30 protein-coding genes and 2 pseudogenes are annotated in these 23,725 nt (G+C 64.6%); 24 read left to right on the forward strand and 8 right to left on the reverse strand.

The features are described 5' to 3' along the window. Window positions 1–70 precede the first annotated feature (70 nt). The 16 genes from ACP690_RS14225 to ACP690_RS14300 all read left to right on the forward strand — a co-directional run bounded on the left by ACP690_RS14225 (window position 71) and on the right by ACP690_RS14300 (window position 14,754). Window positions 71–367: a hypothetical protein gene (locus tag ACP690_RS14225; protein ID WP_007406840.1), complete on the forward strand. Its 297-nt coding sequence runs from the start codon at window positions 71–73 to the stop codon at window positions 365–367. A gap of 59 nt (window positions 368–426) precedes the next feature. After that, the gene (locus ACP690_RS14230) at window positions 427–1,704 is read left to right on the forward strand and encodes a TolC family protein (RefSeq protein ID WP_017980803.1); all 1,278 of its coding nucleotides are present in this window, start codon (window positions 427–429) and stop codon (window positions 1,702–1,704) included. After that, window positions 1,704–2,882: an efflux RND transporter periplasmic adaptor subunit gene (locus ACP690_RS14235; protein WP_004212877.1), complete on the forward strand. Its 1,179-nt coding sequence runs from the start codon at window positions 1,704–1,706 to the stop codon at window positions 2,880–2,882. Before ACP690_RS14230 ends, ACP690_RS14235 begins: the two co-directional genes overlap by 1 nt. 3 nt (window positions 2,883–2,885) lie before the next feature. Continuing rightward, a complete protein-coding gene (locus ACP690_RS14240; protein ID WP_017980804.1) occupies window positions 2,886–6,131 on the forward strand; it encodes an efflux RND transporter permease subunit in 3,246 nt (1,081 codons plus the stop codon). A 53-nt stretch (window positions 6,132–6,184) separates the two neighbouring features. Next, the gene (locus tag ACP690_RS14245) at window positions 6,185–6,673 is read left to right on the forward strand and encodes a polyketide cyclase (RefSeq protein ID WP_017980805.1); all 489 of its coding nucleotides are present in this window, start codon (window positions 6,185–6,187) and stop codon (window positions 6,671–6,673) included. Beyond that, complete coding sequence (locus ACP690_RS14250; protein ID WP_024310663.1) at window positions 6,670–7,044, forward strand: hypothetical protein; 375 nt, start codon at window positions 6,670–6,672, stop codon at window positions 7,042–7,044. Before ACP690_RS14245 ends, ACP690_RS14250 begins: the two co-directional genes overlap by 4 nt. A gap of 45 nt (window positions 7,045–7,089) precedes the next feature. Beyond that, entirely contained in the window at window positions 7,090–7,431 is a 342-nt protein-coding gene (fliE, locus tag ACP690_RS14255) for a flagellar hook-basal body complex protein FliE (protein WP_017980807.1), read from the forward strand. Window positions 7,432–7,462: 31 nt separating this feature from the next. Beyond that, a complete protein-coding gene (locus tag ACP690_RS14260; RefSeq protein WP_024310664.1) occupies window positions 7,463–8,350 on the forward strand; it encodes a bestrophin family protein in 888 nt (295 codons plus the stop codon). Then, window positions 8,347–8,739, forward strand: a complete 393-nt coding sequence (locus ACP690_RS14265; RefSeq protein ID WP_020486675.1) for a hypothetical protein — start codon at window positions 8,347–8,349, stop codon at window positions 8,737–8,739. Before ACP690_RS14260 ends, ACP690_RS14265 begins: the two co-directional genes overlap by 4 nt. Before the next feature lie 3 nt (window positions 8,740–8,742). After that, the gene (locus ACP690_RS14270; RefSeq protein ID WP_017980810.1) at window positions 8,743–9,429 is read left to right on the forward strand and encodes a ZIP family metal transporter; all 687 of its coding nucleotides are present in this window, start codon (window positions 8,743–8,745) and stop codon (window positions 9,427–9,429) included. Then, window positions 9,426–10,034, forward strand: a complete 609-nt coding sequence (locus ACP690_RS14275) for a cation transporter (RefSeq protein ID WP_017980811.1) — start codon at window positions 9,426–9,428, stop codon at window positions 10,032–10,034. Before ACP690_RS14270 ends, ACP690_RS14275 begins: the two co-directional genes overlap by 4 nt. Continuing rightward, window positions 10,031–12,532 carry a heavy metal translocating P-type ATPase gene (locus ACP690_RS14280; RefSeq protein ID WP_017980812.1) on the forward strand — a complete coding sequence of 834 codons (2,502 nt, stop codon included), beginning with the start codon at window positions 10,031–10,033 and terminating at the stop codon, window positions 12,530–12,532. Before ACP690_RS14275 ends, ACP690_RS14280 begins: the two co-directional genes overlap by 4 nt. A gap of 15 nt (window positions 12,533–12,547) precedes the next feature. Then, complete coding sequence (locus ACP690_RS14285; RefSeq protein ID WP_147276299.1) at window positions 12,548–12,985, forward strand: hypothetical protein; 438 nt, start codon at window positions 12,548–12,550, stop codon at window positions 12,983–12,985. 216 nt (window positions 12,986–13,201) lie between these two features. Continuing rightward, entirely contained in the window at window positions 13,202–13,657 is a 456-nt protein-coding gene (locus ACP690_RS14290) for an MgtC/SapB family protein (RefSeq protein WP_017980813.1), read from the forward strand. A gap of 98 nt (window positions 13,658–13,755) precedes the next feature. Then, window positions 13,756–14,133: a hypothetical protein gene (locus ACP690_RS14295; RefSeq protein WP_017980814.1), complete on the forward strand. Its 378-nt coding sequence runs from the start codon at window positions 13,756–13,758 to the stop codon at window positions 14,131–14,133. Window positions 14,134–14,145: 12 nt separating this feature from the next. Further along, entirely contained in the window at window positions 14,146–14,754 is a 609-nt protein-coding gene (locus ACP690_RS14300; protein ID WP_017980815.1) for a DedA family protein, read from the forward strand. A 123-nt stretch (window positions 14,755–14,877) separates the two neighbouring features. Here ACP690_RS14300 and ACP690_RS14305 read toward each other — a convergent pair whose 3' ends face one another. The 6 genes and pseudogenes from ACP690_RS14305 to ACP690_RS14330 all read right to left on the reverse strand — a co-directional run. Further along, window positions 14,878–15,060: a hypothetical protein gene (locus ACP690_RS14305; protein WP_026151876.1), complete on the reverse strand. Its 183-nt coding sequence runs from the start codon at window positions 15,058–15,060 to the stop codon at window positions 14,878–14,880. Window positions 15,061–15,345: 285 nt separating this feature from the next. Continuing rightward, the gene (locus tag ACP690_RS14310; RefSeq protein WP_426261595.1) at window positions 15,346–15,786 is read right to left on the reverse strand and encodes a hypothetical protein; all 441 of its coding nucleotides are present in this window, start codon (window positions 15,784–15,786) and stop codon (window positions 15,346–15,348) included. Between the two features lie 476 nt (window positions 15,787–16,262). Next, window positions 16,263–16,559, reverse strand: a pseudogene (locus tag ACP690_RS14315) (Fic/DOC family protein); the annotation flags it as partial. An 80-nt stretch (window positions 16,560–16,639) separates the two neighbouring features. Continuing rightward, the gene (locus ACP690_RS14320; protein WP_017980819.1) at window positions 16,640–16,897 is read right to left on the reverse strand and encodes a hypothetical protein; all 258 of its coding nucleotides are present in this window, start codon (window positions 16,895–16,897) and stop codon (window positions 16,640–16,642) included. 127 nt (window positions 16,898–17,024) lie between these two features. Then, window positions 17,025–17,183 carry a DUF3768 domain-containing protein gene (locus tag ACP690_RS14325; RefSeq protein ID WP_017980820.1) on the reverse strand — a complete coding sequence of 53 codons (159 nt, stop codon included), beginning with the start codon at window positions 17,181–17,183 and terminating at the stop codon, window positions 17,025–17,027. Window positions 17,184–17,260: 77 nt separating this feature from the next. After that, window positions 17,261–17,410, reverse strand: a pseudogene (locus tag ACP690_RS14330) (DUF3768 domain-containing protein); the annotation flags it as partial. A 268-nt stretch (window positions 17,411–17,678) separates the two neighbouring features. Here ACP690_RS14330 and ACP690_RS14335 point away from each other — a divergent pair. The 7 genes from ACP690_RS14335 (at window position 17,679) to arsH (ending at window position 21,720) form a co-directional block, all read left to right on the forward strand. Then, the gene (locus ACP690_RS14335; protein WP_017980821.1) at window positions 17,679–18,017 is read left to right on the forward strand and encodes an HU family DNA-binding protein; all 339 of its coding nucleotides are present in this window, start codon (window positions 17,679–17,681) and stop codon (window positions 18,015–18,017) included. A gap of 90 nt (window positions 18,018–18,107) precedes the next feature. Beyond that, window positions 18,108–18,587 carry a hypothetical protein gene (locus ACP690_RS14340; protein ID WP_078462361.1) on the forward strand — a complete coding sequence of 160 codons (480 nt, stop codon included), beginning with the start codon at window positions 18,108–18,110 and terminating at the stop codon, window positions 18,585–18,587. 72 nt (window positions 18,588–18,659) lie between these two features. After that, on the forward strand, window positions 18,660–18,992 hold the full coding sequence (locus ACP690_RS14345) for an ArsR/SmtB family transcription factor (RefSeq protein ID WP_017980823.1): 333 nt from the start codon (window positions 18,660–18,662) through the stop codon (window positions 18,990–18,992). A gap of 11 nt (window positions 18,993–19,003) precedes the next feature. Next, window positions 19,004–19,447, forward strand: coding sequence for an arsenate reductase (glutaredoxin) (arsC, locus tag ACP690_RS14350; protein WP_017980824.1), 444 nt, complete (start codon window positions 19,004–19,006; stop codon window positions 19,445–19,447). Between the two features lie 4 nt (window positions 19,448–19,451). Next, window positions 19,452–20,531 carry an ACR3 family arsenite efflux transporter gene (gene arsB, locus ACP690_RS14355; protein ID WP_017980825.1) on the forward strand — a complete coding sequence of 360 codons (1,080 nt, stop codon included), beginning with the start codon at window positions 19,452–19,454 and terminating at the stop codon, window positions 20,529–20,531. After that, the gene (arsN2, locus tag ACP690_RS14360; RefSeq protein WP_017980826.1) at window positions 20,528–20,965 is read left to right on the forward strand and encodes an arsenic resistance N-acetyltransferase ArsN2; all 438 of its coding nucleotides are present in this window, start codon (window positions 20,528–20,530) and stop codon (window positions 20,963–20,965) included. Before arsB ends, arsN2 begins: the two co-directional genes overlap by 4 nt. Continuing rightward, window positions 20,965–21,720 carry an arsenical resistance protein ArsH gene (gene arsH / locus ACP690_RS14365; RefSeq protein WP_017980827.1) on the forward strand — a complete coding sequence of 252 codons (756 nt, stop codon included), beginning with the start codon at window positions 20,965–20,967 and terminating at the stop codon, window positions 21,718–21,720. The genes arsN2 and arsH overlap by 1 nt, the downstream gene beginning before the upstream one ends. 41 nt (window positions 21,721–21,761) lie before the next feature. Here arsH and ACP690_RS14370 read toward each other — a convergent pair whose 3' ends face one another. Further along, window positions 21,762–22,094: a YnfA family protein gene (locus ACP690_RS14370; RefSeq protein WP_017980828.1), complete on the reverse strand. Its 333-nt coding sequence runs from the start codon at window positions 22,092–22,094 to the stop codon at window positions 21,762–21,764. Between the two features lie 408 nt (window positions 22,095–22,502). On the opposite strand from ACP690_RS14370, the gene ACP690_RS14375 reads away from it, so the two are divergent. Next, on the forward strand, window positions 22,503–23,081 hold the full coding sequence (locus ACP690_RS14375) for a response regulator (protein WP_017980829.1): 579 nt from the start codon (window positions 22,503–22,505) through the stop codon (window positions 23,079–23,081). Between the two features lie 385 nt (window positions 23,082–23,466). On the opposite strand, the gene ACP690_RS14380 is transcribed toward ACP690_RS14375, so the two are convergent. After that, the coding region (locus ACP690_RS14380) for a hypothetical protein (protein WP_426289873.1) at window positions 23,467–23,725 on the reverse strand (259 nt) is incomplete at its 5' end.

The following is a 23,725-nucleotide window of genomic DNA, read 5'->3' on the forward strand; positions in this document are numbered from 1 at the left end:
AATGACATGAAAACCCTTCCGTGATAGAGGCAAGCTAGTGCGAGCCTTTTTGCCTTTCCTGACATGCCTGATGCTGGTCCTGACCAGCTTCTCCGGCATGGCCCATGCCGCCGATCTGGCGGGGGGAAGCATCGCGGGCGTTGAGTTCACGGTCCATACCGCCGGTGACATCGATCAGGTGCCATCGGACTCGGACAAGAATGTCCCGCATCATCACAATTATTGTCACGGACACGACGTCGGCGCGCCTGCGCGCACGACGATGGAATATACCCCCGTCCTCACAGTGCCCAAGCCGACAATCTCCGCCTCTGCGTCGCTCGACGGCCGCACCGGCATGGTCCATTTGAGGCCCCCCCAAGCCTGACGTCCGATTTGGGCGTGCGTTGGCGCGCCCTGTCGATCATCGTCAGGAGTCCTATTTTCATGAATCGTATCCTCGCGGCCATGCTGGCCGCAGCGTCTTGCGCCACGATGGCGCAGGCGCAGGTCGGACCGTCCGCGCCTGTTGCGCAGGATGCGCCGGTCTACACGCTTGACCAAGCGGTCAGTGCAGCGGGCGGTTCGGCCCCTGCTGCGGAAGCGGCGACAGCTGGAATCGACGCGGCCCGTGCAGGTCGCACAGTCGCCGGCTTGCGGCCCAATCCGGTGGTTCAAGGCCAAGTCGAGAATGTCATCGGCTCCGGGCCGTATCGGGGGGTCCGCAGCGCGGAAACCACGGTCGGCTTTGCGATCCCGATCGAGCTAGGCGGCAAGCGCGGCGCCCGCGTCGCGGTCGCCAATGCGCAATTGTCCCGGGCCGAGATCCAGGCCGCGATCATCGCGGCGGATGTCCGGCTTCAGGTAACGCAGCTCTATGTCGAAGCGGTCGCGGCCGATCGCCGGGTAATGACAGCCCGCGATCAGGCCCGGATCGCCAGCGATGCGCTGCGGGCCGCGAGCGTTCGCGTGCAGGCAGGGCGGGCATCGCCACTCGAGCAACAGCGCGCGGATGTCGCGCGTATCAATGCCGACGCCAATGTGGAACGGCAGCTTCGCTTGGCCGAGGCGGCCCGCGCCAATCTGGCGCGTCGGATCGGACGGCCGATCGACGGCCTGCTCGATGACACGCTGCTCGATCGCCTTCCCGGTGTGAACGTCTATGGGCCGTTGGCACCGGTCAACACGACCGGCACACTCGCGCTGGCGGCAGCCAACGCGGATTTCTCCATTGCCGAAGCCGGCGTGCGGCTCGCGCGCGCCAATCGCGTGCCTGACCTGAACGTCGGGCCGTCGATCCGCCGCCTGGAAGCGACCAACGACATGGCGGCGGTGTTCAGCGTGTCGATCCCGATCCCGGTGTTCAACAATGGTCGCGCCGCGATTGCGCAGGCGACCGCGCAGCGGACCCAGGCGGATGCGCAGCGCCGCGTGACCGCGCTCGACATCGAACAGGCGATCACGGACGCGCAGGCGCAGGCGGCCAATGCCGCAACGACGGCTCGTGCGGCGTCGGGGCCGGCGCTGGCGGCTGCACAGGAGGCCGCCCGCATCGCGCGGATCGGCTATCGCGAGGGCAAGTTCGGCCAGCTCGAATTGCTCGATGCTGAACGCACGCTCGCCGAAACGCGGGTCGCCGCGATCGACGCGCTTGCCAATTACCAGAATGCCCGCGCGCAAGTGGAGCGACTGACCGCTCCTGCGCCCAATGGGGGGAATCAGTGATGAAGAGCTTTTATCTCGCGGGCGCGGCGTCGCTCGCCCTGCTCTTGGCTGCCTGCGGCGGCAAGGATGGCGGAAACGAGGCAACTGCCGAAGGCGCAGCTGCCAATGAGACGGCAGCGGGCACGGAAAAGGGCGGTGCTGAAGGCGGTCATGCCGGTGAAGGCGTTGTCACATTGGGTGCCGACCAGATCGCCACAGCGGGCGTCCAGGTCGGACGGCCGATCATCGGCGGGGCCGGGACGATCGAGCTGCCCGCGATCATCGAGGGCGACCCACAGGGAACGCAGGTCGTCTCGGCCGCAATTGCGGGACGCGTGGTCGCGCTCACCCGTAACCTCGGCCAATCGGTCGGACGCGGCCAGACCATTGCTGTCATCGAAAGCCGCGAGGCGGCGCAGATCAAGGGCGAGGTCGAGGCGGCGCGGGCGCGGCTTCAGCTCGCTAATTCGAACCTCGCGCGCGAACAGCGGCTGTTCGCGCAGAGAGTCTCCCCTGAACAGGATCTGATCGCCGCCCGCACAGCGGCGACGGAGGCGCGGATCGCCCTGACGCAGGCGCAGAGCATGGTTTCGGCGGCGGGTGTCGGCGGCGGCGGGCTCAACCGGCTCGGCATTGCCGCGCCGATCTCGGGCCAGATCATTGCGCGCCCCGTGACGCTGGGACAAACGGTCGCGGCGGATGCCGAACTCTATCGCATCGCCAACCTGAGCCAGGTGTCGATCGCGCTTAATCTCAAGCCCGAGGATGCGGGCCGGGTGCGTCCCGGCAATACGGTGCTGGTGAAGGCGGCAGGCCGTCAGGCGACCGCCCGCGTGACCTTCGTGTCGCCGGCGCTTGATCCGCAGACGCGGCTCGTGCCGGCGCTCGCCACGCTCGACAATCGCGGTGGCGAATGGCGGGTCGGCGAGCCTGTGACGGCAGCCGTGCAGCTCACGGGCAGCGGCGGGAGCGGGGCGGTCCGCGTGCCGACGACGGCGGTCCAGAGTTTCGAGGGCAAGTCGGTCGTGTTCGTGCGCACGCCCACCGGCTTCAAGGCGACCCCGGTCCAGCTCGGCGATGCGTCGGGCGACACGGTGATCGTCCGGTCGGGCCTGACCGGCAACGAACAGATCGCCACCACCGGAAGTTTCACGCTCAAGGCCGAGATCGGCAAGGGCGAAGCGAGCCACGAGGATTAAGCCATGATCGCCCGTATCGTAACCTGGGCGGTCGAGAAGCGCTGGCTAGTCCTGCTCCTCACCGTCATCGTCGCCGCCATCGGCGCCTTTTCCCTCTACCGGCTACCGATCGACGCGGTGCCGGACATCACCAACAATCAGGTCCAGATCAACGTCCGCGCGCCTGCCCTCTCGCCCGAGCTGGTCGAGAAGCAGGTGTCGTTTCCAATCGAAACCGCGCTCGCCGGCACCCCCGGCCTGGAATATACGCGCTCGTTGAGCCGCAACGGCTTCGCGCAGATCACGGCGGTCTTTTCGGACGCGACGGACATCTATTTCGCCCGCCAGCAGGTGGGCGAGCGTCTGCGGGGCGTGCAAGAGAATCTGCCCGACGGCGTGAACCCTGAAATGGGTCCGATCGCGACAGGCCTGGGCGAGGTGTACATGTACACCGTTCGTCTCGATCATCGCGAGGACGACAAGCACAAGCCCGGTGAACCGGGCCAACAGCCCGATGGCAGCTACATCACGCCAGAGGGCGAGCGACTGACGACCGAAGAGGACAAGGCGACCTACCTGCGCACCGCGCAGGACTGGATCGTGACGCCGCTTCTGAAGACCACACCGGGCCTCGCCGGTGTCGACTCGATTGGCGGTTACGCCAAGCAGTTCCTCGTCGTGCCCGACGTGCAGAAGCTGGCCTCGCTCGGCATCACGCTGACGGACCTGGGAAATGCGCTGGAGCGCAATAACACCAGCGTCGGCGGTGGCTTCGTCAATCGCAATGGCGAAGGTCTGGCTGTTCGCTCGGATGCGCTCGTTCGCAATGCCAGCGAGTTGGCCAGGACCGTGATCGCGACACGTAACGGCGTGCCGATCACGGTCGAACAAGTTGCGACTGTGAAGACGGGTCAGGCGATCCGCATGGGTTCGGCATCGGAGAACGGTACCGAAGTCGTCGTCGGCACGGCGATCATGCGGATCGGCGAGAACAGCCGCATCGTGTCGACCGCGGTCGCTGAGAAACTGAAGACGATCAACGCTTCGCTGCCTCCTGACGTCGTAATTCAGCCGGTGCTGAACCGCACCGAGCTAGTCAATTCGACGATCAAGACGGTCGCGAAAAACCTGTCCGAAGGCGCGGTGCTGGTCATCGTCGTGCTCTTCCTGCTGCTCGGCAACTTCCGTGCGGCCCTGATCGCGGCGCTGGTCATCCCGATTACCATGATGCTGACCGGCTTCGGGATGCTGCGTGCCGGTGTCTCCGCCAATCTGATGAGCCTCGGCGCCTTGGACTTCGGTCTGATTGTCGATGGCGCTGTCATCATCGTCGAAAACGCGCTGCGCCGGCTTGCCGAGCAACAGCATCATGAAGGACGATTGCTCAGCGTCAAGGAACGGCTCGCGACCGTGGCTTCCGCTGCGCGTGAGATGATCCGTCCCTCGGTGTACGGGCAGGCGATCATCATCCTTGTCTATGTGCCGCTGCTCACGTTGACCGGCGTGGAGGGCAAGACGTTCGTGCCGATGGCGCTCACCGTCATCATCGCGCTCGCCTTCGCCTTCATCCTCTCTCTCACCTTCGTGCCGGCGATGATCGCGATCTGGCTATCGAAGAAGGTTGAGGAGAAGGACGGCCGCATTATCACGTGGCTGAAGAAGCGCTACGAACCTGGTCTTGATCGGGCGATGAAGCGTCCGACCGTGACGATCGGGGCGGGTGTCGCGAGCCTTGTGGTGGCGGCGCTGGCCTTCACCACGCTCGGCTCGGTGTTCCTGCCGCAGCTCGATGAAGGCGATTTGCTGATCCAGTCGCTCCGTATTCCGGCGACGTCGGTCCAGCAGAGCCAGGCGATGCAGGTGCCGATCGAGCGAATGATGTCGAAGCAGCCGGAGGTGCAGTTCGTCTATTCCAAGACGGGCACCGCCGAGCTGGCGGCCGACCCGATGCCGCCGAACGCAACCGACATGTTCGTTATCCTGAAGCCGCGCAAGGATTGGCCGAATCCTGAGCTTCCCAAGGAGGAGCTGGTGAGCCGGATCGAGGGTAAGCTCGCGAAGATCCCGGGCAATGCCTACGAGATCACCCAGCCCATCCAGATGCGCTTCAATGAGCTGATCGCCGGCGTGCGCGGTGACATCGCGGTGAAGGTGTTCGGGGACGACTTCAACCAGATGAACCGGACGGCCGAGCAAATCGCTGCGACGCTGCGTAAGACGCAGGGTGCCGCGGACGTGAAAGTCGAGCAAACGACAGGTCTTCCCATGCTCGACATCCGCGTCAATCGTGACGCGATGGCGCGCCTGGGCGTCACGGCGCAAGACGTGCAGGACACCGTGACTGCCACGATCGGCGGGCGGACCTCGGGCCAGATCTTCGAGGGCGATCGTCGCTTCCCGGTGGTGATCCGCCTGTCTGAGGCGCAGCGCGCCGACATCGGCCTGCTCCAGCAGGTGCAGGTGCCGGTCGCAGGCGGCGGCTATGTGCCGCTGTCCAGCGTCGCCGAGATCAAGGTGGTCGACGGTCCCAACCAGATCAGCCGCGAGAACGGCAAACGGCGCGTGGTGGTGCAAGCCAACGTGCGTGGCCGCGACGTCGGATCGGTGGTTGCGGATGCGCAGGCAGCGATCGCCAGCCAGGTTCGGCTGCCTGCCGGTACCTATCTCGAATGGGGCGGCCAATTCGAAAACCTGCAATCGGCAAGCGAGCGGCTGAAGCTGGTTATTCCGGCCTGCTTCATCCTGATCCTGTTGCTGCTCTATGGCGCATTGGGATCGGTCCGCGATGCCGCGATCGTCTTCACCGGCGTGCCCTTCGCGCTGGTGGGCGGTGTCCTGCTGCTCTTCTTGCGAGGCATGGACTTTTCGATTTCGGCGGCGGTGGGCTTCATCGCCCTGTCGGGCATCGCGGTCCTCAACGGCCTCGTGATGGTCAGCTCGATCCAGGATCTGATCCGGTCGGGGCTATCGCGCGAAGAGGCGGCCCATGTCGGCGCAATGCAGCGTCTGCGGCCTGTCGTCATGACCGCGCTTGTCGCCAGCCTCGGCTTCGTGCCGATGGCGCTTGGCGAGGGCGCGGGCGCGGAGGTGCAGAAGCCCTTGGCGACCGTCGTCATCGGCGGCCTGATCTCGGCGACGCTGCTGACGCTGTTCGTTCTGCCGACGCTCTATGCCCGGTTCGGGCAGAAAGTGATCGAGAATCCCGAGCACTACAATGAGGAGCATGAAGGGGACGACCACGGTCAGACCTTCGTGAACAACTTGGCCTGATGGGTGAGCGGGGCGGTCCGCGATCGCCCCGCTCATCTCTGGGAGATGGGGATATGCCTCGCACCATAACCAGCTCAATGCTTCACGGCGGGCCACTGCGGATCTGGTCGGCGATCACCGATCCGGATCATCGTCGGGCTTGGAGTCCGCTCGCATTCCTCGACAACCCGTGCCTGCTTGGCGAGACGGAATGTACCTTCGCGATCCAGGGCATCACCCGGCCAATTCGGACGCCGGCCCGGGTCGATCAATTCGATAAGCCGCACGCCTTCGCTTGGTCCTGCGGCATCCCTTATCTGTTCACGCTCGAAGAGCGGTACGAGCTGGCAGGGGACGATGGTGGCACCAGGCTAACACATAGCTGCACGCTGCGCGGGGCGCTCTCTCTGCCGTTCGCGGCGATGATGTTGCGCCGCCTGCGGTCCCTGATGATCGAGGCCGACGACCGCCTCGCAACCTATCTGCGCTGGCGGGTGGGTCAGCCTGCCCGTGAGATCAATCGTCAGCGCGTCCCCTCCCGCTACAGGAGGAAGGCGCGATGATGCCTGGGATCCGGGTACTACCCGCCCTCATCCTCGTTGCCGGGTTGGCAGCTTGCTCGGAAAGCAAGCCGCCGGCTCCCCCAACGGAGCAAGAAATCCATTCGTCCGACAGCGCTGTGGCGACTGGGGAAATGGGGCGACACCCCTATCGCTGTTCCGACCGGGAACCGCTGTTCGTCGATTTCAAGGACAACGGCCTGCAGATCGATTTGCGGCGTTCTGGCAGCGGGACGCCCGTGACACTGACCGCTCCAGCGCAGGGCCTCCAGTATGTCGGCGAGACGGCCACCGCGACCTTCAAAGGAACGCAGCTCACCATCGTGGAAGGCGATGGCCGGACCCGGACCTGCGAACGGGAGGGCGCCAGATGAACCGTCCTGTCTTCCGACACGTCGCGCTGCAACGGGAGAGAAGCGATGTCTGACACGTCGATCTCGAATGTGATGGTCATTCGCGCCGAAGTGATCGCGCGAAGCCGCGCTTTGCGCGAGGCACAGCCGACGGCACCGCCCGGCGTGACGCCCACCGCTCCGGCGTCGAACTTCGCCGACACCCTCAATGCCGTGGTCGCGAAGGTCAACGAGACCCAGGAGCAAGAGGATGTCGTCACGGAAGCATATGAGCGTGGCGAAACCACCGACATTGCAACCGTCGCGCTCATCCAGAGCCGCGCATCCATAACTTTCGAAGCGACCCTGCAAGTCCGGAACAAGCTGCTGTCCGCTTATCGGGACATCATGAACATGCCGATTGGATAACGATCGCAAAGGGATTTAGGGCAAAGTTGATATGATTGTTGGCGCGAGACCACGGTTTAGGCAGATCATTGTCGAGGTTTGGAAGCCGCTCACGATCTTGTTCGTGTGGGACGTAGCCGTGACGGCATTCCACATAATGACCCCGATTAAGGAACCGCCTTTGCCGACGGCGCTTTTCGGCACTGCCATCGCGCTCTTCATGGGGTTCCGCACCAACGCTGCTTATGCTCGCTGGTGGGAAGCGCGAACCCTTTGGGGCGCGCTCATCAATGCGTCGCGCAGCCTGGCCCGGATCACGCGCAGCCTGACCAAGGGGGAACCCGAGGGCAGTGAGATGCGGCACAACATCATTCTGCGGCAGATCGCCTTTGCGCACTCGATGCGCTGCCAGCTTCGCCGACAGTCGCCCTATGAAGAGATTGCTCGGGTCGCCGGAACGGACGTCGCCGATATGGCGGTCGGTCGCCTGAACCCTGCCAACGCGCTCTTGGAAGACATATCGGGCATCTACGCCGACGCGCTCGCGGAAGGTCGGACCACTGAGATCCAGCAGGCAACTGTCGAGCGCGTCCTGATCGACATCGCCAATGCCCAAGGCGGCATGGAGCGGATCAAGAACACGCCGCTGCCTAATGGCTTTAGGTTCTTCCCGAACCTTTTCACGCGCGTGTTCTGCGTGCTGCTCCCGATCGCGCTGGTCGAATCTCTGGGCCTTGCCACGCCGATCGGATCGACGCTGATCGGACTCGTCTTCCTCGCGGTGCTGAGCATCGGCGAGGATCTGACCGATCCGTTCGCCAATAGCGTCCACGATGTCCCACTCACGGCCATGTGCCGCACGATCGAGATCGACCTTCTTCAGACGGCGGGACTGCCAGCCCCTGAGCCGCTGACGCCCGATCACGGCGTGCTGTGGTGAGTGCGGTGCGCGCTTTGCGTTACCTGCCTTGCCTGACAGCCGCGCGCATCGGCGCCGTTCTGTTCGCGGGTATGGTCGCCGGAGCGTGCAATCCCGCGCCGAGCGAACCTGTCGAGCCGGCGCATGAAACGCATCTGACGCCCCGATTGATCGCGCAACGCATCATGTATTGCGACGACGGATCGCGCGCCGATGTCGACTTCATCGACGACGGCCTGAAGATGGCTGTCACCTGGCTGCCCAACGGCAGGACCGAGATCCTGCACGCGCAACGAACGGGCGATGAGTTTCGCGGCGACCGGTCGCGGGCAGTCGTGGCGGGTGGGTCGATCGCCTTCACGCAGGGCGGGAAGATCCGCGTCTGTCACCGAACCCCGGAGGGATCATAGCATATGCAAGCATTGCTCTACACGCTTGCGCCTGTGCTGGCGGTCGTGCTCGGCGCGATCATTGCGAGCCGCACCAAGTTGAATCCTGGCCTCGTGGCGGGCCTACAGCATCTCGCCGCCGGCGTCGTGTTTGCGGCGGCAGCGACCGAAATCCTGCCGCAGGTCAAGCATGAGGCTTCGCCCAGCGCGACGCTGATCGGTGGGGCGGCGGGTGTCGCGACGATGTTGGGGCTCAAGGCTTTCGAGGCCCGCTTCAAGGGACCGATGGCGTTGCTGGCGGCGATCGGCATCGACATTCTGGTTGATGGCCTGGTGCTCGGCCTCGCGTTCGTCGCGGGCGAGAAGGCAGGGTTCCTGCTGACGATCGCGCTTACGCTCGAAGTGCTCTTCCTGGGTCTGACGCTGACCGACGAGCTGGCGGAAACCTATCGCTCGCGCCTGCGCATCATCGTGATCGTTTCGGCATTGGCGTTGCTGCTGCCGATCGGCGCGCTCGCGGCCGTTCCTGTCGCCACGCTTTCGCCGGTAATGGTCGCTGGCTTCCTGAGCTTTGGTCTGATGGCGCTGCTCTATCTCGTCACGGAGGAGTTGCTGGTCGAGGCGCACGAGAAGCCTGACACCCCGCTCATCAGCTCGATGTTCTTCGTGGGGTTCCTCGCCCTGCTGACGCTTGAGGAGATCATGGGATGATCCCGAACAATGACAATAATGGCGGGCGAGAGCGTCGTACGCTCTGGATTGTCCTGCTGCTGAATGCGGCAATCGCGGCTGGCTTCTTTATTTCCGGCTTCTTCGCGGATTCGAGCGCGCTGATCGCCAACGGCGTCGACAACCTGTCGGATACCGCCGTGTACGCGCTGAGCCTCGTGGCGCTCACCCGGGGCGAGACATGGAAGACGCGAGCGGCGACGGCCTCCGGCGTCATGCTGCTGATCTTCGCGGGCGGCATCCTGATCGACGTTGGCCGGCGCTACCTTCAGGGCAGCGAGCCGATCGGACCGACCATGATGGTCATGTCGGCGATCGCTGGCGTCGTGAACTACCTGTGCCTGCGGCTGCTCCAGCGGCTCAAGGATCCGGACGTCAACCTTCGGGCCGCCACCACCTTCAGCTTCAATGACTTCATTTCCAATGGCGGCATCCTGATCGCCGGCGTGCTGGTGCTGTGGCTGGGCACCAACTGGCCGGACCTGCTGGTCGGCTTCGCCACTGCCATCATCGCCATCAAGGGCGGTGTCGAAATCCTGCGCGACGCGCGCGCCGAAACCAAGAAAAGGGAAAGGAGGTCGTCATGAACGACAAGCTCGAACTCGATATTCCGGTCCTGCTGCCCGACCTTCCTGACGCGGCCGACGCTTGTCTGGACCGTCTCGTGTCGACCCTGTCGAAACGCGAAGGCGTCGAGCGGGCCCATGTGATCTGCGTCGACGGCGACACGCCGGCGGCGCTGTGCATCCATTTTGACGCCGCCAAACTGCCGCTGCCCCGCTTGCGCGAAATGGTGCGCGCCGCTGGTGCCGAAATCACCGAACGCTACGGTCATGCGATCTGGCAGGTGACGGGTATCAATCACGCGCGCCGGGCGCGGACCGTCAGCGATGCGCTGTGCGCCTTGCCCGGCGTCGTCCAGGCAAGCGCCAGCACCAGCGGCTCGGTTCGGGTCGAGTATGATCGCCGGGAGACCACCGAAGAGGAGGTCCGCGCCGCACTTCGCAAGCTGAAGGTCGGTGTAGGCAAGCGGGTCGCGGCTGACGACCATGCTGGCCATGACCACGGGCCGGGTGGCCACGGCGCGGACGAGGAGAAGCACGGTCCTGGCGATGGCCACGACCATAGCCATGCCGAGTTTCTTGGCCCCAACACCGAGCTGATCTTCGCGCTCGCCTGCGGCGCACTGCTGGGGATCGGCTATGCGATCGAGAGGCTGGTTGCCGGCGTACCGGAGTGGCTGCCCACCGCCTGCTATGTCGCGGCCTATTTCTTCGGCGGATTCTTCACGCTGCGCGAGGCGATCGACAACCTTCGGATGAAGAAGTTCGAGATCGACACGCTGATGTTGGTCGCTGCCGCCGGCGCCGCGGCGCTGGGCGCATGGGCCGAAGGCGCGCTGCTGCTGTTCCTGTTCAGCCTTGGCCATGCGCTTGAGCATTACGCGATGGGCCGCGCCAAGAAGGCGATCGAGGCGCTGGCGAAGCTCGCGCCCGAAACCGCGACCGTGCGACGCGACGGGCAGACCAGCGAAATCCCGGTCGAGCAGATGGTCGTCGGGGACATTGCCATCGTCCGCCCGAACGAGCGCCTGCCTGCTGACGGCTTCGTCATCAAAGGCACCAGCGCGATCAACCAGGCCCCGGTGACGGGTGAAAGCATCCCGGTCGACAAGGTGCCGGTCGCCGATGCCGCAGCGGCGCGGGCAAAGCCTGATGCAGTGGACGCGGAAAGCCGGGTTTTTGCCGGTACAATCAACGGCGGCGGCGCGATCGAGATCGAGGTGACACGCCGTTCCAATGAAAGCGCGCTTGCTAAGGTCGTGAAGATGGTGAGCGAAGCGGAGACGCAGAAGTCGCCGACGCAGCGCTTCACCGATCGGTTTGAGCGGATCTTCGTACCTGCTGTCCTGATCCTGTCGGTGCTCCTGCTATTCGCATGGGTGGTCGTCGACGAGCCGTTCCGCGACAGCTTCTATCGCGCGATGGCGGTGTTGGTGGCGGCAAGCCCGTGCGCGCTCGCAATCGCAACGCCGAGTGCCGTCCTGTCGGGCGTTGCCCGTGCAGCGCGGGGCGGCGTGCTCGTGAAGGGCGGTGCACCACTCGAAAACCTCGGGTCGCTCAAAGCGATCGCTTTCGACAAGACGGGCACGCTGACCGAAGGTCGTCCGCGCATCACTGATGTCGTGCCCGTCGATGGTGCCGATGAAGGCGAGCTGCTGGCGCTGGCCGTCGCCGTCGAAGCGTTGAGCGACCATCCTCTGGCCCAAGCGATCGTCAAGGACGGCCGCGAACGTTTGAACGATCGTGCCGAGCCGATTGCCGGCGACCTCAAAAGCCTGACCGGTCGGGGCGTCACCGCGAGCGTGGATGGCAAGACGGTGTGGATCGGCAAGGCCGAGATGTTCGGGAAGGAAGGTATTCCGGCGCTGGGGCAGGGGGCGCAGGACGCGATCGCGAAGCTGCGCGAGAACGGCCGCACGACGATGGTCGTCCGCAAGGGAGATCGCGACCTGGGTGCGATCGGCCTGATGGATACACCCCGCGAAGCTGCCAAGACCGCGCTGCGCCGGCTGCACGAGATGGGCGTGTCGCGGATGATAATGATCTCGGGCGATCACCAGAAAGTCGCCGAAGCGATCGCCAACGAAGTCGGGATCGATGAAGCGTGGGGCGACCTCATGCCTGAAGACAAGGTTGCCGCGATCAAGAAACTCGCCGGCGAAGATAAGGTCGCGATGGTGGGCGACGGCGTGAACGACGCGCCAGCGATGGCAAGCGCCACAGTCGGCATCGCGATGGGCGCGGCGGGGTCGGATGTTGCATTAGAGACAGCCGACGTTGCCCTGATGGCTGACGATCTGGCGCACCTGCCATTCGCGGTGGGCCTTAGTCGGCATACCCGTGGAATCATCCGGCAGAATGTCTTTGTCAGCTTGGGTGTCGTCGCCTTCCTAGTGCCTGCCACCATCCTCGGTCTCGGGATTGGGCCGGCGGTAGCGGTTCATGAGGGATCGACACTGCTCGTCGTCATCAATGCGCTCAGGCTGCTCGCCTACCGCGATCCGGCGACTAACGCTGCTTGAGGGCGCGCATCTAACATGGCGACCCTGCTGAATTGCCTATTGCAAATTGCATTCAGCTCTGGAGTAATCACAATGCAAAAGATTTCTCTATTTGCATTACTTATTATCTTCACCATCAATGTAGCATGCTCGCCTTCTATATTAACTGAGCGCATAAATACCAGCAAATATCCCAACATGGTCATTTCATCAGAAATACATGCGAAGGGAAATGGCATTAAGCTTATTGGTGACGTTCGTCACTCTATCGGACACTATCCGACTCACGGATATATGAGAGCTTGCGCCACGTGGTCCTCCGGAAATCGCGAATGCAAAGAGCGTTTTATATTGATGGTTGATGGTCCCCGTCGACGGGAAATCGGATTCTCGTTCACGTTCAACAAGTCGCCTTATGAATTGGTGAGTATGAAATTAGACTTTATTGGACCCGAAAAATCTCGGTCCAAATGAAGTCTATTGATCTGCTGACGGGCTCGGGGACGAACGAATCTAATCGAACGATATGAGGGCTGAAGCGGAGAGAGGCCTGAAGGAAAGGGAGTGTAGAATCGTGACTGAGAGAAAAGGACCGCCCTTGAAGGCGACGTTCCGGAACGCTGCCGGATCTCTCGGTCAATCCGGACGGCGCAACAGCAATCAACGTGACCAGAAGAGGGGTGGACGGACATGTTTCAGAGCTCTTGGGGGGAGATAACCACTCATATCGTCAGCCTCGCCGTGGCCTATGCGCTCGCTTTTCCTGTTGGCTGGGATCGCGAGAAGGACGCCCGCAGCGCAGGCATCCGCACATTCCCGTTGGTTGCCATCGCCAGTTGCGGCTTCGTGCTGGTGGGCATCGCGATCCTCGGCCGCACGTCTCCAGCGCAAGCCAGGTTGCTCGAAGGTCTGATTACGGGCGTCGGCTTCATTGGAGGCGGCGCGATCCTGAAAAAGGGCGGCAAGGCGTCAGGCACGGCGACGGCGGCCAGTCTGTGGGCGACTGGGGCGCTCGGCGCGGCCGTGGGCTACGGCCTATACGACATCGCCTTCATCCTGAGCGCCACCACCTTCCTCACCCTGCGCTGTTCTCGTCCGCTCAAGCGCGCCACCAATGGCAACGTCGGCACCTCGGCGAGCCCATGACGACCTCTTGGGCGAGCCGATGGATGTGGCCTGCGCGACCCCTTACCCGGCGCCGGGCACCGGCGAGGACCACCGCGGCGCGGGACCGCCAACATCGCTTGCTGCGCTGGGCGACACTGCTGGAGCGCGATCCCCACCAGATCATCGGTCTGCTGTCCCCCTCTTGGGCGTGCGGTGACGCGCGCGGCGCGATGGTCGATCGGCTGAGCGCGATCGATGTCGCATGGAACGACGTGGTGCTGCGGGTGATGGGGTCGGCGGGACGACCGCGCGGTGACGCGAAATCGTTCTTCGGGTTGTCGGATGCCGAGCTGGATCGGATCGTAGCCGGTTCGTGGCGGTGTCCGGTCCGACCCGCTTGGCAGGTCGCCGCGCGGATCAGCAACGTGGAATGTCCGCGCCTGGAAAATAGGATCGTCGGGTCGGTCGTCGCCCTTCTGCTCGTGATTTGCGCGATCTCCTATTGGATCTTCTGACGAGGCTGGTTTGTGTTTGACATCATAACATCGATCCTCGCGTCACTCGGCGGCTTTGGCGTTTTCCTGTTGATGCTGGCCGAGAACGTCTTTCCGCCGATCCCGTCGGAAGTGATCCTGCCACTTGCCGGCTACACCGCTGCGCAGGGGCGCGGCTCACTGTGGGTGGTCGCGATCGCTGGCACCCTCGGCTCGGCTGCAGGGGCGGTGCTGTGGTACTATGTCGGCCGTTGGATCGGCATCGATCGATTGAAGCGCTTTGCTGCCCGTCACGGCCGATGGCTGACGTTGACGCCCGTTGAGGTCGATCATGTCGACCGCTGGTTCGACCGCTACGGTCGTCGGGCGGTTCTGTTCGGGCGCATGGTTCCGGGGGTCAGGACCCTGATTTCAGTACCCGCAGGGGTCAGCGGGATGCCCCTCGGCCCGTTCTTGGTTTCGACGCTCGCCGGCTCGGCCATATGGACCGTTATCCTCGTGCTGGCGGGCTATGAGTTGGGCGAGCGCTATAGCCAGGTGGCGAGCGTCATCGAACCGATCAGCAACGCCGTGCTCGCGCTGGCTGCCATCTGGTATCTTTGGCGGGTCGCGATGTTCGGGCGATCAAGGGATGGCCATTAATGGCTGGCCTACGGCCGATGTTTCCTGCCGGCCTTTGGCTCATGGCAGCTTCGATGCTTATCCGCATCACACGTTTCGCTCGTGCCTTTCGCCTGATCTCCCCAACTAACGCGATCGTTCTTATCAGGTGGGTTGGAAGGCTTCACCGCAGCGGATTTCAATCATGGCGTCGCAACGGAGGAAAGTGGCGTTGGGCCGGGATATGGAGAGGATCAACATAATGGGAAACAGTAAGTAGCGGGTGCTCATCACCGCTGAACCCTTCTCGCCCTTGCGGACGCAGCCGCCCGTCGCAAGCGCCTGCACGAGGGTCGGCCAGTGCGGCGAGGGTGCCGCTGACGGAGTTTTGCGAGTTCACGTCTGACAAGCACGACTTGGGCGACGGCAAACGGCCGCTGACGACCCCAACACGTTCGTAGACTCGATCCACCCCAAGGCGATAATTACGATCCTCGATCCCGAGGACATCAATACGTGGCTGCACGGTACCTATGACGAGATCGTCGCCCTGCAGAAGCCCTATGACCCCGCCAGGATGACGGTACGCGGGCCGGTCTTTCCGACCCGACGCCCCGAACGCTAAGGCGAAGCCTAACGGCTCCGATCCTTGCCACGATCCGGGGGCGGCGTGCTCCGGTCGGGCGGCGGGGCGGACGCCCCTTCGAGCGCGGCCCCGATCTTGATCCGGTCGGCGACAAGCTGGCGAGTGGATTCCCCGACCGTGTTGATCATGCGCGCGCTTTCGCCGCCCTCGCGCGCCTTCTGCATGGCGTCGTCGACGATCGTCTGGGCGGGCGCGAGACGTGGGTCGGCGTGGTTCTTCTCGGCCGTGTTCTTCAGGAACAGCTCGGCGAGCCGCTCCTGACCTGGTGAAGCCCCAGGCGGTAGGATCGGCCGCTCCAGCGAGCGAACCACGCGCTGGAGCTGCGCTGGCTGCTGCGAATTGATCTGGACGCCGAGAGCCGCGCCGATCTCGCGGACGCGCTCAAGCGGGGTCTGCTGCGGGGTGATGACCGCATCGACCTGACGCACGCCAAGATAGGTGAGAAGGTGTGACTGGTAGATCGGGCCTTTGGCGTGGCGGACATAGGCCAGCTCGGTGCGGGCGTTGGCGATGACCGGGGAGGAGGCGCCTTCTCGAATGAGGCTGCGTAGCCGGTCGGCCGCCTGCTGGCGGGCGCCGGGAGATAGCGATCCAGTTCCTCGCGGGCCTTGGTCAGCGTCACCCGGTAGCGCTGCCCTTCGGGCGGCGCACGTTGAGGCAGCAAGGCTATCCCGGCGGGACCGATCCGCGCTTCGGGCGCAAGGTCGCGACGGATCGCCGCCTCGGCGAGCACCGCGGCCATAGGCCGATGATCGCCGGTGAGGAAGCCATGCCGGGACGCGTCCATCCACGCGGTCTTGTCGATCGAGGCGATCCTGATGGGATGGCCGGCATCGCGGGCGAGCTGCGCCGCGTGGTGGCGCATCGTCCGCCCGTTTCCCTCGCGGAAAGGGTGGATGGCATTGATCTCGTTGATGTGGTTGCCGAGCCGGTCGAAAAACTCGTCGCGGGCGAGGCCCTTCAGCGCATCGCCCGCCCGCGTATCGGCAAACCGCTTATCGAGCTCGCGCGCGATGTAAGGCACGTGCGCGAAACTGGAGCCGCCCTTGGCGATATTGACGGTGCGATCCTGACCCGCCCAGTCGTAAAGGTCCTGGAAGAGGTGCCGATGTAGGGCGCGATAGCCGTCCGCCGTCGCTGGAAAGGTGAGGCGCGCGGCTTCTGCGCCGCGCGCCAAGGTCAACCTCCGCTCGGCCTCCATGAGGGTCTTGTCGTCCGTGATCCCAAGCCGGTTCCGGAGCGTGTCCGTACCGGGGTAGGTGTAGGGATCGTCTGCCAAGGTCAGGCCGCGATCTGGTGGGTTCCTGGCTTGTAGAGGCCGAGGATGATGGACGGCATGAGCGAAGGGGGAACACCCTCATCGAGCATCATGGCGAACATGGCATCTTCGTCACCGGTCGGCGTCATGTCCTCGATGACGAGGTTGGCGCGCGCCTCTGCTACGTCCTCGCGCCACAACGCGATCTGCTCGGGGGTGCCGCGTTGGAAGTCCATGGAGCGGATGCGCTCGCGCAGCGTGTCGAGATTGATCTGGGCCATCGCGTCATCCTTTCGCCGTTAACCCTACGCGCTCCCTCGCGATTTCTCAACAAATCACGTTGGCGAAGGTCCGTTTCGGCAGGGTTGATCCGCGCTCAATCGAGCGCGGATCGCTACGCCATAGGCGTTAGTATTCGCTGGCCAGCATGATCGTCAGCACCCGTTTAGTCTGCTCGGAATTCCACGGAGCGTCACTGCCGTAGGTGAGGCTCGTGTCGTAATAGTCGATCTTCCAGAACACCGTCTGCACGATCGCCTTTGCATCGTCGGGCGGTCCTGCGTCCACGCGCCGCTTGCGAGTTTATAGACCGCGCCGAAATCGTGCTCACCATAAGGGTCGTTGTCGCCGTCAAACTTCGTGAACCGGGTGATCGCGAACAGCGCGGCGAAACGGTCCAGCTCGGAGAGTGCCTGGAACCCCATCGTAACGTTGGCGAGGCTCGCGAGGCCGGGGTGGGTACGCGCCGCGTCGTTGAGGCGCCGGATGGTGTCGATTTGCTCGGGGGTCGGCATCGGGTGATCCTCCTTGTTGGCATGGGCCGCAAGGCCGCTCGGCCTCACGGCCCTGCCTGTCCGGCGAGGACGGGATGGGGAGGGGGAGCGAGAATCTTGGGAAGCTGGCGCGGGCGAGCCGCCCTAGCGCGGCCGGGGCTTCACCCCGGGTGCCGCGCTTGGCGGATTACACGGGCGGCAAGATTGTCGTTCGGGAACGAAAGGGCGGCGCCCTTGGCGTTCCCCGCGGCGTCTGCCGCCAACAAACGAGCCCGCCTCGGCGGCCATCATGGTGCCGGTCGCCAATCCGGGATCGCGCGGGTATTCACACGATCTGATTTGGGAGAACACCATGAACAATGCCGAACTCGCCGAAACGCTGGTTGCCAATCACGCCTTGAGCAAAGCCGACGCCCGTAAGGCGGTGGATGGCCTGCTGGCGGCGATCGTCGCGGCCGCGGCGAAGGGGGAGGAAGTATCCTTGTCCGGCTTCGGCAAGTTCAAGATCAAGGATAGCCCGGCGCGCGAGGGCCGCAATCCCTCGAACGGCGAGACCATCCAGATTGCCGCCTCGAAGAAGCTGACGTTCGTGCCGGCCAAGGCGGTCAAGGACGCGCTGAACGGCTGAGCCGTATGTGGCTGCGTGATCTGCGCAGCCACCTTCGCCAGCATACATTTTCTGCTTTCGTTCCGCCCGGTCCTGACTCATAGAATCGTCATGCCGATCATGCCGGAACATCGCTGGCTCTACCCGATCGACTGGCCCGAACTGTCGAAGCTGATCCGGTTTGGCCGAGCTGGAGGGCGGTGCGAGCATTGCCGGCGGCCGCATGGGGCACGTGTCTTCCACCTCGGCGATGGCCGCTGGTGGGATGCCGATCGCCGGCAGTGGCGCGATGGGCGAGGGCGTCGCATCCGTGTGGCAGGCGCAAATGTCGCCGAAGCGGTTAGGCTGACGCGGGTCTATATCGCCTGCGCACACCTCAACCACGACCCGACCGATAATGGGCCGCGCAATCTCGCTGCGCTCTGCCAGCGCTGCCACATGATCCACGATGGGGCCGAACATCGTCGGCGCCGCTGGTACAATGCGTATCGACGTCGCGCGCTGGGAGATCTGCTGGCGATGCTCGACGACCGGGCAGCGTTGCCGATCACAGGTGTACCACGTGGCACACCTGTGCGTCTCACCGCCTGAGTGCGAAGTCACGAGAAGTCACTTTCGGAGCAACAGCCTAGCCTTCCTCCACATATCCGCTATGCTGGATATATGGAAAGCGAGTCGGCGATCGTGGCATTGGGGGCCTTGGCGCAGGGCACGCGCCTGGACGTGTTTCGTCTGCTGGTCCGGCACGAGCCTGCCGGCTTGGCGGCGGGGGAGATCGCCCGACAGCTCGATGTGCCGCAGAACACGATGTCGGCGCATCTGGGTATCCTGGCCCGTGCCGGCCTCGTCCGCTCCGAACGGCACAGCCGCTCGATCATCTACCGCGCCGACCTCGGCGGGCTGCGCGCGCTGACGCTGTTCCTGGTCAAGGATTGCTGTGCCGGCAACGCCGAATTGTGCGTCCCGCTCGTCGCCGAACTCGCCCCCTGCTGCTGAAAGGAAGCCCCATGAGCCGGACTGACTCGGCCGTCGATATCGTCATCTACCACAATCCTGAGTGCGGCACGTCGCGCAACGCGCTTGCCATGATCCGCAATGCCGGCATCGAACCGCACGTGGTCGAATATCTGAAGACCCCGCCCTCGCGCGCGATGCTGGTCGAGCTGATCGAGCGGGCGGGCATCTCGCCGCGCGACCTCTTGCGGGAGAAGGGCACACCCTATGCGGAGCTGGGGCTCGGCGACACTTCGCTGTCCGACGAGGCGCTGGTGGACGCGATGATGGCGCACCCGATCCTCATCAACCGCCCGCTGGTCGTCTCGCCCCTGGGCGTGAAGCTCTGCCGCCCGTCCGAAGCCGTCCTCGATCTGCTGCCGAGCAGGCAGCTCGGCGCCTTCGCCAAGGAGGACGGCGAACAGGTGGTGGACGCGTTCGGCGAGCGGGTTGGCTGAGCCCATGTCGACGATCGCCCCCGTCGCCGGACCTGCGCCGGCGCGCCCCGGCATCGGCACCTTCGAGCGATACCTGACGCTCTGGGTGGCGCTCTGCATCGTTGCCGGCATCGGCCTGGGGCACCTTTTGCCCGGCCTGTTCGCGCGCATCGCCTCGGCCGAGGTCGCGCGCGTCAATCTCATCGTCGCGGTACTGATCTGGCTGATGATCGTGCCGATGCTGCTCAAGATCGACTTCGGCGCGCTCGGGTCGATCCGCCAGCATTGGAAGGGGGTGGGCGTCACGCTGTTCATCAACTGGGCGGTGAAGCCCTTCTCGATGGCAGCACTGGGCACATTGTTCATCGGTTGGCTGTTCGCGCCGCTCCTGCCCGCAGGGGAGGGGCCGTCCTACATCGCCGGCCTGATCCTGCTCGCTGCGGCACCGTGCACCGCCATGGTGTTCGTATGGTCGAACCTGTGCGAGGGCGAGCCGACCTATACGCTGTCCCAGGTCGCGCTGAACGACGTCATCATGGTGTTTCTGTTTGCGCCGCTCGTCGGGCTGCTGCTCGGCGTTGCCTCGGTGACGGTGCCGTGGGACACGCTACTGATCTCGGTGCTGCTCTACATCGTCGTGCCGGTCATCGCCGCCCAGCTCGTTCGCCGGGCCGTGCTGGCAAACGGCGGACAGTCAGCGCTCGACCGGCTGCTCGGTCGCCTCGGCCCGGTATCGCTCGTTTCGCTGCTGGCGACGCTCGTCCTGCTGTTCGGCTTTCAGGGTGAGGCGATCGTGGCGCAGCCGCTGGTGATCGCGCTGCTCGCGGTGCCGATCCTCATCCAGGTCTATTTCAATGCAGGGCTAGCCTACTGGCTGTCGCGCCGCTTCGGCGTTGCATGGTGCGTGGCGGCGCCTGCGGCGCTGATCGGCGCGTCCAACTTCTTCGAATTGGCCGTCGCGGCCGCCATCTCGCTGTTCGGGCTCACGTCGGGCGCGGCGCTGGCGACGGTCGTGGGCGTGCTGGTCGAGGTGCCGGTGATGCTGTCGGTCGTCTCGATCGTGAAGGCGTCGCGGGGCTGGTACGAGCGCGGTGCGCGCGCGTGACCGGCCTCCGCGTCACGTGTCTCGCGCCGGGCGCGCTGGATGATCTGGCCGGCGCGCTGGCAGCCGCCAAGCTGCCGACCGCCGACCTCGCCGAACCCGGCCGCGCCTTCGTCCGCTTCGACGACGACGCTGGGTTGGTCGGGTTCGGCGGGATCGAGGGCGAAGGGTCGGACCGCCTGCTCCGCTCGCTGGTTGTCGTGGCCGATCACCGGGGCGCCGGCATCGGCCGCGCGATGCTGGCGCTGCTCGAGGGCGAGGCGCGCCGGCTCGGCGTCGAGCGGCTCCGCCTTCTGACCAACACCGCAGCGCCGTTCTTTCGGGTGAACGGCTATGCCGGGGCCGATCGCGCTGCGGCACCGCCCACGGTTGCCGCCTCGCGCGAGTTCACCGCGCTCTGCCCGGCGTCGGCCACCTATCTCGTGAAAGCTCTTTGATGCCGCTCCGTACGCTTGCCGATCCCGACCTCCTGCCGGCACTCGATCCAGCCTACATCCGCGCGCGGCCCGCGTCGGGGCTCGGACCGCTGGAGCCGGCCCCCCGGATACTTCTGCTTTACGGCAGCTTGCGCGAGCGCTCCTTCTCGCGGCTCGCCACGGAGGAAGCGGCGCGCCTGCTGCAATCCTTCGGCGCGGAAACGCGGATCTTCGATCCCTCGACGCTGCCGCTCCCCGACCAGGTGGCAGGCGACGATCATCCGGCCGTTCACGAGCTGCGCGAACTGGCGATGTGGTCGGAGGGCCAGGTCTGGTGCAGCCCGGAGCGGCACGGCCAGATCACCGGCATCATGAAGGCGCAGATCGATCACCTTCCGCTCGAGATGAAGGGCATGCGTCCGACCCAGGGCCGCACGCTCGCGGTCATGCAGGTGTCGGGCGGATCGCAATCCTTCAACGCGGTCAATACGCTGCGCCTGCTCGGCCGCTGGATGCGCATGTTCACGATCCCGAACCAGTCCTCGGTAGCAATGGCGTACAAGGAGTTCGACGAGGCCGGACGCATGAAGCCGTCAAGCTATTATGACCGCATCGTCGACGTGATGGAGGAGCTGGTCCGCTTCATCGTGCTGCTCCGGCCGCACACGACGCAGCTCGTCGACCGCTATTCGGAGCGCAAGCAAGCCGGGGTGGCGGTCAATCCGGCTTTGGACCCATCGGCGATCGCGATCGGCGCATCGAGCGCCCGGGCATGATGGCGACGCGGCCCGCTTTCCCCTCGAAGGTAGGGCGGCCGTCAGCCGCCCGTTGCCGCGCGCGGGCCGAAGAAGATGATCGCTGCTCCGACAAGGCAGACTGCCGCGCCGATTAGATCCCAGCGATCGGGCTTGGTACCCTCCGCGATCCAGAGCCACAACACGGCCGACAGGATGTAGACGCCCCCATACGCCGCATAGGATCGGCCAGCCTGATCGGACGCCGGTAAGGTGAGCAGATAGGCGAATAGACAAAGGGACAGGATGCCGGGCGCGACCCACCAGGGCGACTTGCCGAGCCTGAGCCACGCCCAGAACGCGAAACAGCCGGCGATCTCCGCCAAGGCGGCGCCGAAGAATGCAAAAGCGGTCATGGGGGCTTATATCTCAGCACGCTGCGCTCACCGGAAGTTGAGAAGTTGTCCACGGCGCTGCCCGACCTCGTGTTAGGCGGCGCTACGCGGGCTGAAAGGGGAACGGGCGCGCCGGCCCTACAAAGGCCGAGTAATCGCGCCGGGGCGACTCTTCCCCTCAAGGTTGACGCTGGTGGCATGCCGACCACGGCAGTGGCGCTATGGACGCTGACAGCGCATCGGAGCAGGCAGAGTGTGCCACGTGGCACACCTTTGCTGGCCCTGGTGGCCTGATCCGACGAGCGACGCGGCCCAGCCTCGTCATGGACGGTCAATCGTGGTAAAAGGCGGTCATCGCCGACCAAGGCCCGAGCATGTCGGCGGCTGAGAGCAACTGGAAAGCTCCCGCTTCAAGACGGAGCTCTTCCCATGCTCGATTTCGACTATTGCGGGCGCCGCGCGCGCGACGAGCGTGCGATCGCCCTCGCCAGCCCCTGCGCGAAGGCGCGCGCGATCCATTTCGAACTTGCGACGCTCTACGATCGAAGGGCGCAGCAGCCACTCCGCAGTCTTCGCATCCTGGTCGTCGAGGACGAATATCTGATCGCGAGCGAGATCGAGGAAACCCTGGCCGGGAAAGGGGCCGAAATCGTCGGCCCTGCCGGTTGCGTGGAGACGGCCGACGAACTTCTCTCCGCCACGGCGGTGCAGGCGGCGGTCGTCGACCTTCGTCTCGGCGGCGAGATGGCGTTCGATCTGCTCGACCGTCTCGCCGATCGCCGTGTGCCTGCCGTGTTGGTCACCGGCTACGACAGGGAAGCGATCCCTCCGGCCTATCGGGCGCTCCAGCTTATCCAGAAGCCCATTTGCGCGGATGCCCTCACTGAAGCATTAGTGGCTCCTGCCGGCTTGAGGTTCGACAACCTCGATCTTCGTGCTTTCGATGACTTACATTCGGCGCGCGACCTGAACGGTGCAGCTTTTGTTAACAAGAAGGCCGCCCCTTGATGCGTTCAGCATCAGAGGGGACGGCCATGTTAGCGTCCTTATATCTCGTCACGTGAAGACTTGAAAGCCGGCCGTGAACCAATCTGGCTTTCAATCGACCACCTGCCTACTCCGCCTTGGTCGCGATCAGTCCAGCTCCGCTGCCTGCCGCGCTATGGGCTTGAGGAGATCGATACGTTGATCGAGGCGCAGTCGGCCCTTCAGGGCACCGAGACCTCGAACGATCACAGTCCTTCCTGTCCTCGAGTCTTGCACGGGAGCAGGGTTGGGAGCCTGAGTCATCGAACGAGCCTACCACAGTGCCGAGCAATGCTTTTTTCATTGAGCACCTCAGGGCCCCCCAACACAACTGCGCTGACGGTTGGCGCGGCCCGGCCGCGACCGGTCAACAAAAGCACGAAGTCGCGAGCGGTTTGGAGCGTCGCCTAGTATGAGAAAGGCAGCGGCACGCTGCAAGGTTCGTGCTTTCATTGACCGCAGCCAAGCTGGTAACGATCTCGCGTCCGGCGTCGCTCGGCGGCCGGTCGCCAAGGCTACAGCGGGGCGAGCTTATCTCCTCTTTTAGAGCTCGAGAATGATGGATGGCATTACGGACGGGAACGCCTTCGTCGAGCATCAGCGCAAAGAGATCATCGTCGTCCGAA

The organism is Sphingomonas sp. DC4900 (genome assembly GCF_049896485.1).
GTDB lineage: Bacteria > Pseudomonadota > Alphaproteobacteria > Sphingomonadales > Sphingomonadaceae > Sphingomonas > Sphingomonas aquatilis.

Excerpts from the sequence above, each read along its gene's own strand:
- ACP690_RS14225 (WP_007406840.1), top strand. The coding sequence starts at position 71 with ATGCTGGTCCTGACCAGCTTCTCCGGCATGGCCCATGCCGCCGATCTG.
- ACP690_RS14230 (WP_017980803.1), top strand. The coding sequence starts at position 427 with ATGAATCGTATCCTCGCGGCCATGCTGGCCGCAGCGTCTTGCGCCACG.
- ACP690_RS14235 (WP_004212877.1), top strand. The coding sequence starts at position 1,704 with ATGAAGAGCTTTTATCTCGCGGGCGCGGCGTCGCTCGCCCTGCTCTTG.
- ACP690_RS14240 (WP_017980804.1), top strand. The coding sequence starts at position 2,886 with ATGATCGCCCGTATCGTAACCTGGGCGGTCGAGAAGCGCTGGCTAGTC.
- ACP690_RS14245 (WP_017980805.1), top strand. The coding sequence starts at position 6,185 with ATGCCTCGCACCATAACCAGCTCAATGCTTCACGGCGGGCCACTGCGG.
- ACP690_RS14250 (WP_024310663.1), top strand. The coding sequence starts at position 6,670 with ATGATGCCTGGGATCCGGGTACTACCCGCCCTCATCCTCGTTGCCGGG.
- fliE (WP_017980807.1), top strand. The coding sequence starts at position 7,090 with ATGTCTGACACGTCGATCTCGAATGTGATGGTCATTCGCGCCGAAGTG.
- ACP690_RS14260 (WP_024310664.1), top strand. The coding sequence starts at position 7,463 with ATGATTGTTGGCGCGAGACCACGGTTTAGGCAGATCATTGTCGAGGTT.
- ACP690_RS14270 (WP_017980810.1), top strand. The coding sequence starts at position 8,743 with ATGCAAGCATTGCTCTACACGCTTGCGCCTGTGCTGGCGGTCGTGCTC.
- ACP690_RS14275 (WP_017980811.1), top strand. The coding sequence starts at position 9,426 with ATGATCCCGAACAATGACAATAATGGCGGGCGAGAGCGTCGTACGCTC.
- ACP690_RS14280 (WP_017980812.1), top strand. The coding sequence starts at position 10,031 with ATGAACGACAAGCTCGAACTCGATATTCCGGTCCTGCTGCCCGACCTT.
- ACP690_RS14285 (WP_147276299.1), top strand. The coding sequence starts at position 12,548 with ATGGCGACCCTGCTGAATTGCCTATTGCAAATTGCATTCAGCTCTGGA.
- ACP690_RS14290 (WP_017980813.1), top strand. The coding sequence starts at position 13,202 with ATGTTTCAGAGCTCTTGGGGGGAGATAACCACTCATATCGTCAGCCTC.
- ACP690_RS14320 (WP_017980819.1), bottom strand. The coding sequence starts at position 16,897 with ATGGCCCAGATCAATCTCGACACGCTGCGCGAGCGCATCCGCTCCATG.
- ACP690_RS14335 (WP_017980821.1), top strand. The coding sequence starts at position 17,679 with ATGGTGCCGGTCGCCAATCCGGGATCGCGCGGGTATTCACACGATCTG.
- ACP690_RS14340 (WP_078462361.1), top strand. The coding sequence starts at position 18,108 with ATGCCGATCATGCCGGAACATCGCTGGCTCTACCCGATCGACTGGCCC.
- ACP690_RS14345 (WP_017980823.1), top strand. The coding sequence starts at position 18,660 with ATGGAAAGCGAGTCGGCGATCGTGGCATTGGGGGCCTTGGCGCAGGGC.
- arsC (WP_017980824.1), top strand. The coding sequence starts at position 19,004 with ATGAGCCGGACTGACTCGGCCGTCGATATCGTCATCTACCACAATCCT.
- arsB (WP_017980825.1), top strand. The coding sequence starts at position 19,452 with ATGTCGACGATCGCCCCCGTCGCCGGACCTGCGCCGGCGCGCCCCGGC.
- arsH (WP_017980827.1), top strand. The coding sequence starts at position 20,965 with ATGCCGCTCCGTACGCTTGCCGATCCCGACCTCCTGCCGGCACTCGAT.
- ACP690_RS14370 (WP_017980828.1), bottom strand. The coding sequence starts at position 22,094 with ATGACCGCTTTTGCATTCTTCGGCGCCGCCTTGGCGGAGATCGCCGGC.
- ACP690_RS14375 (WP_017980829.1), top strand. The coding sequence starts at position 22,503 with ATGCTCGATTTCGACTATTGCGGGCGCCGCGCGCGCGACGAGCGTGCG.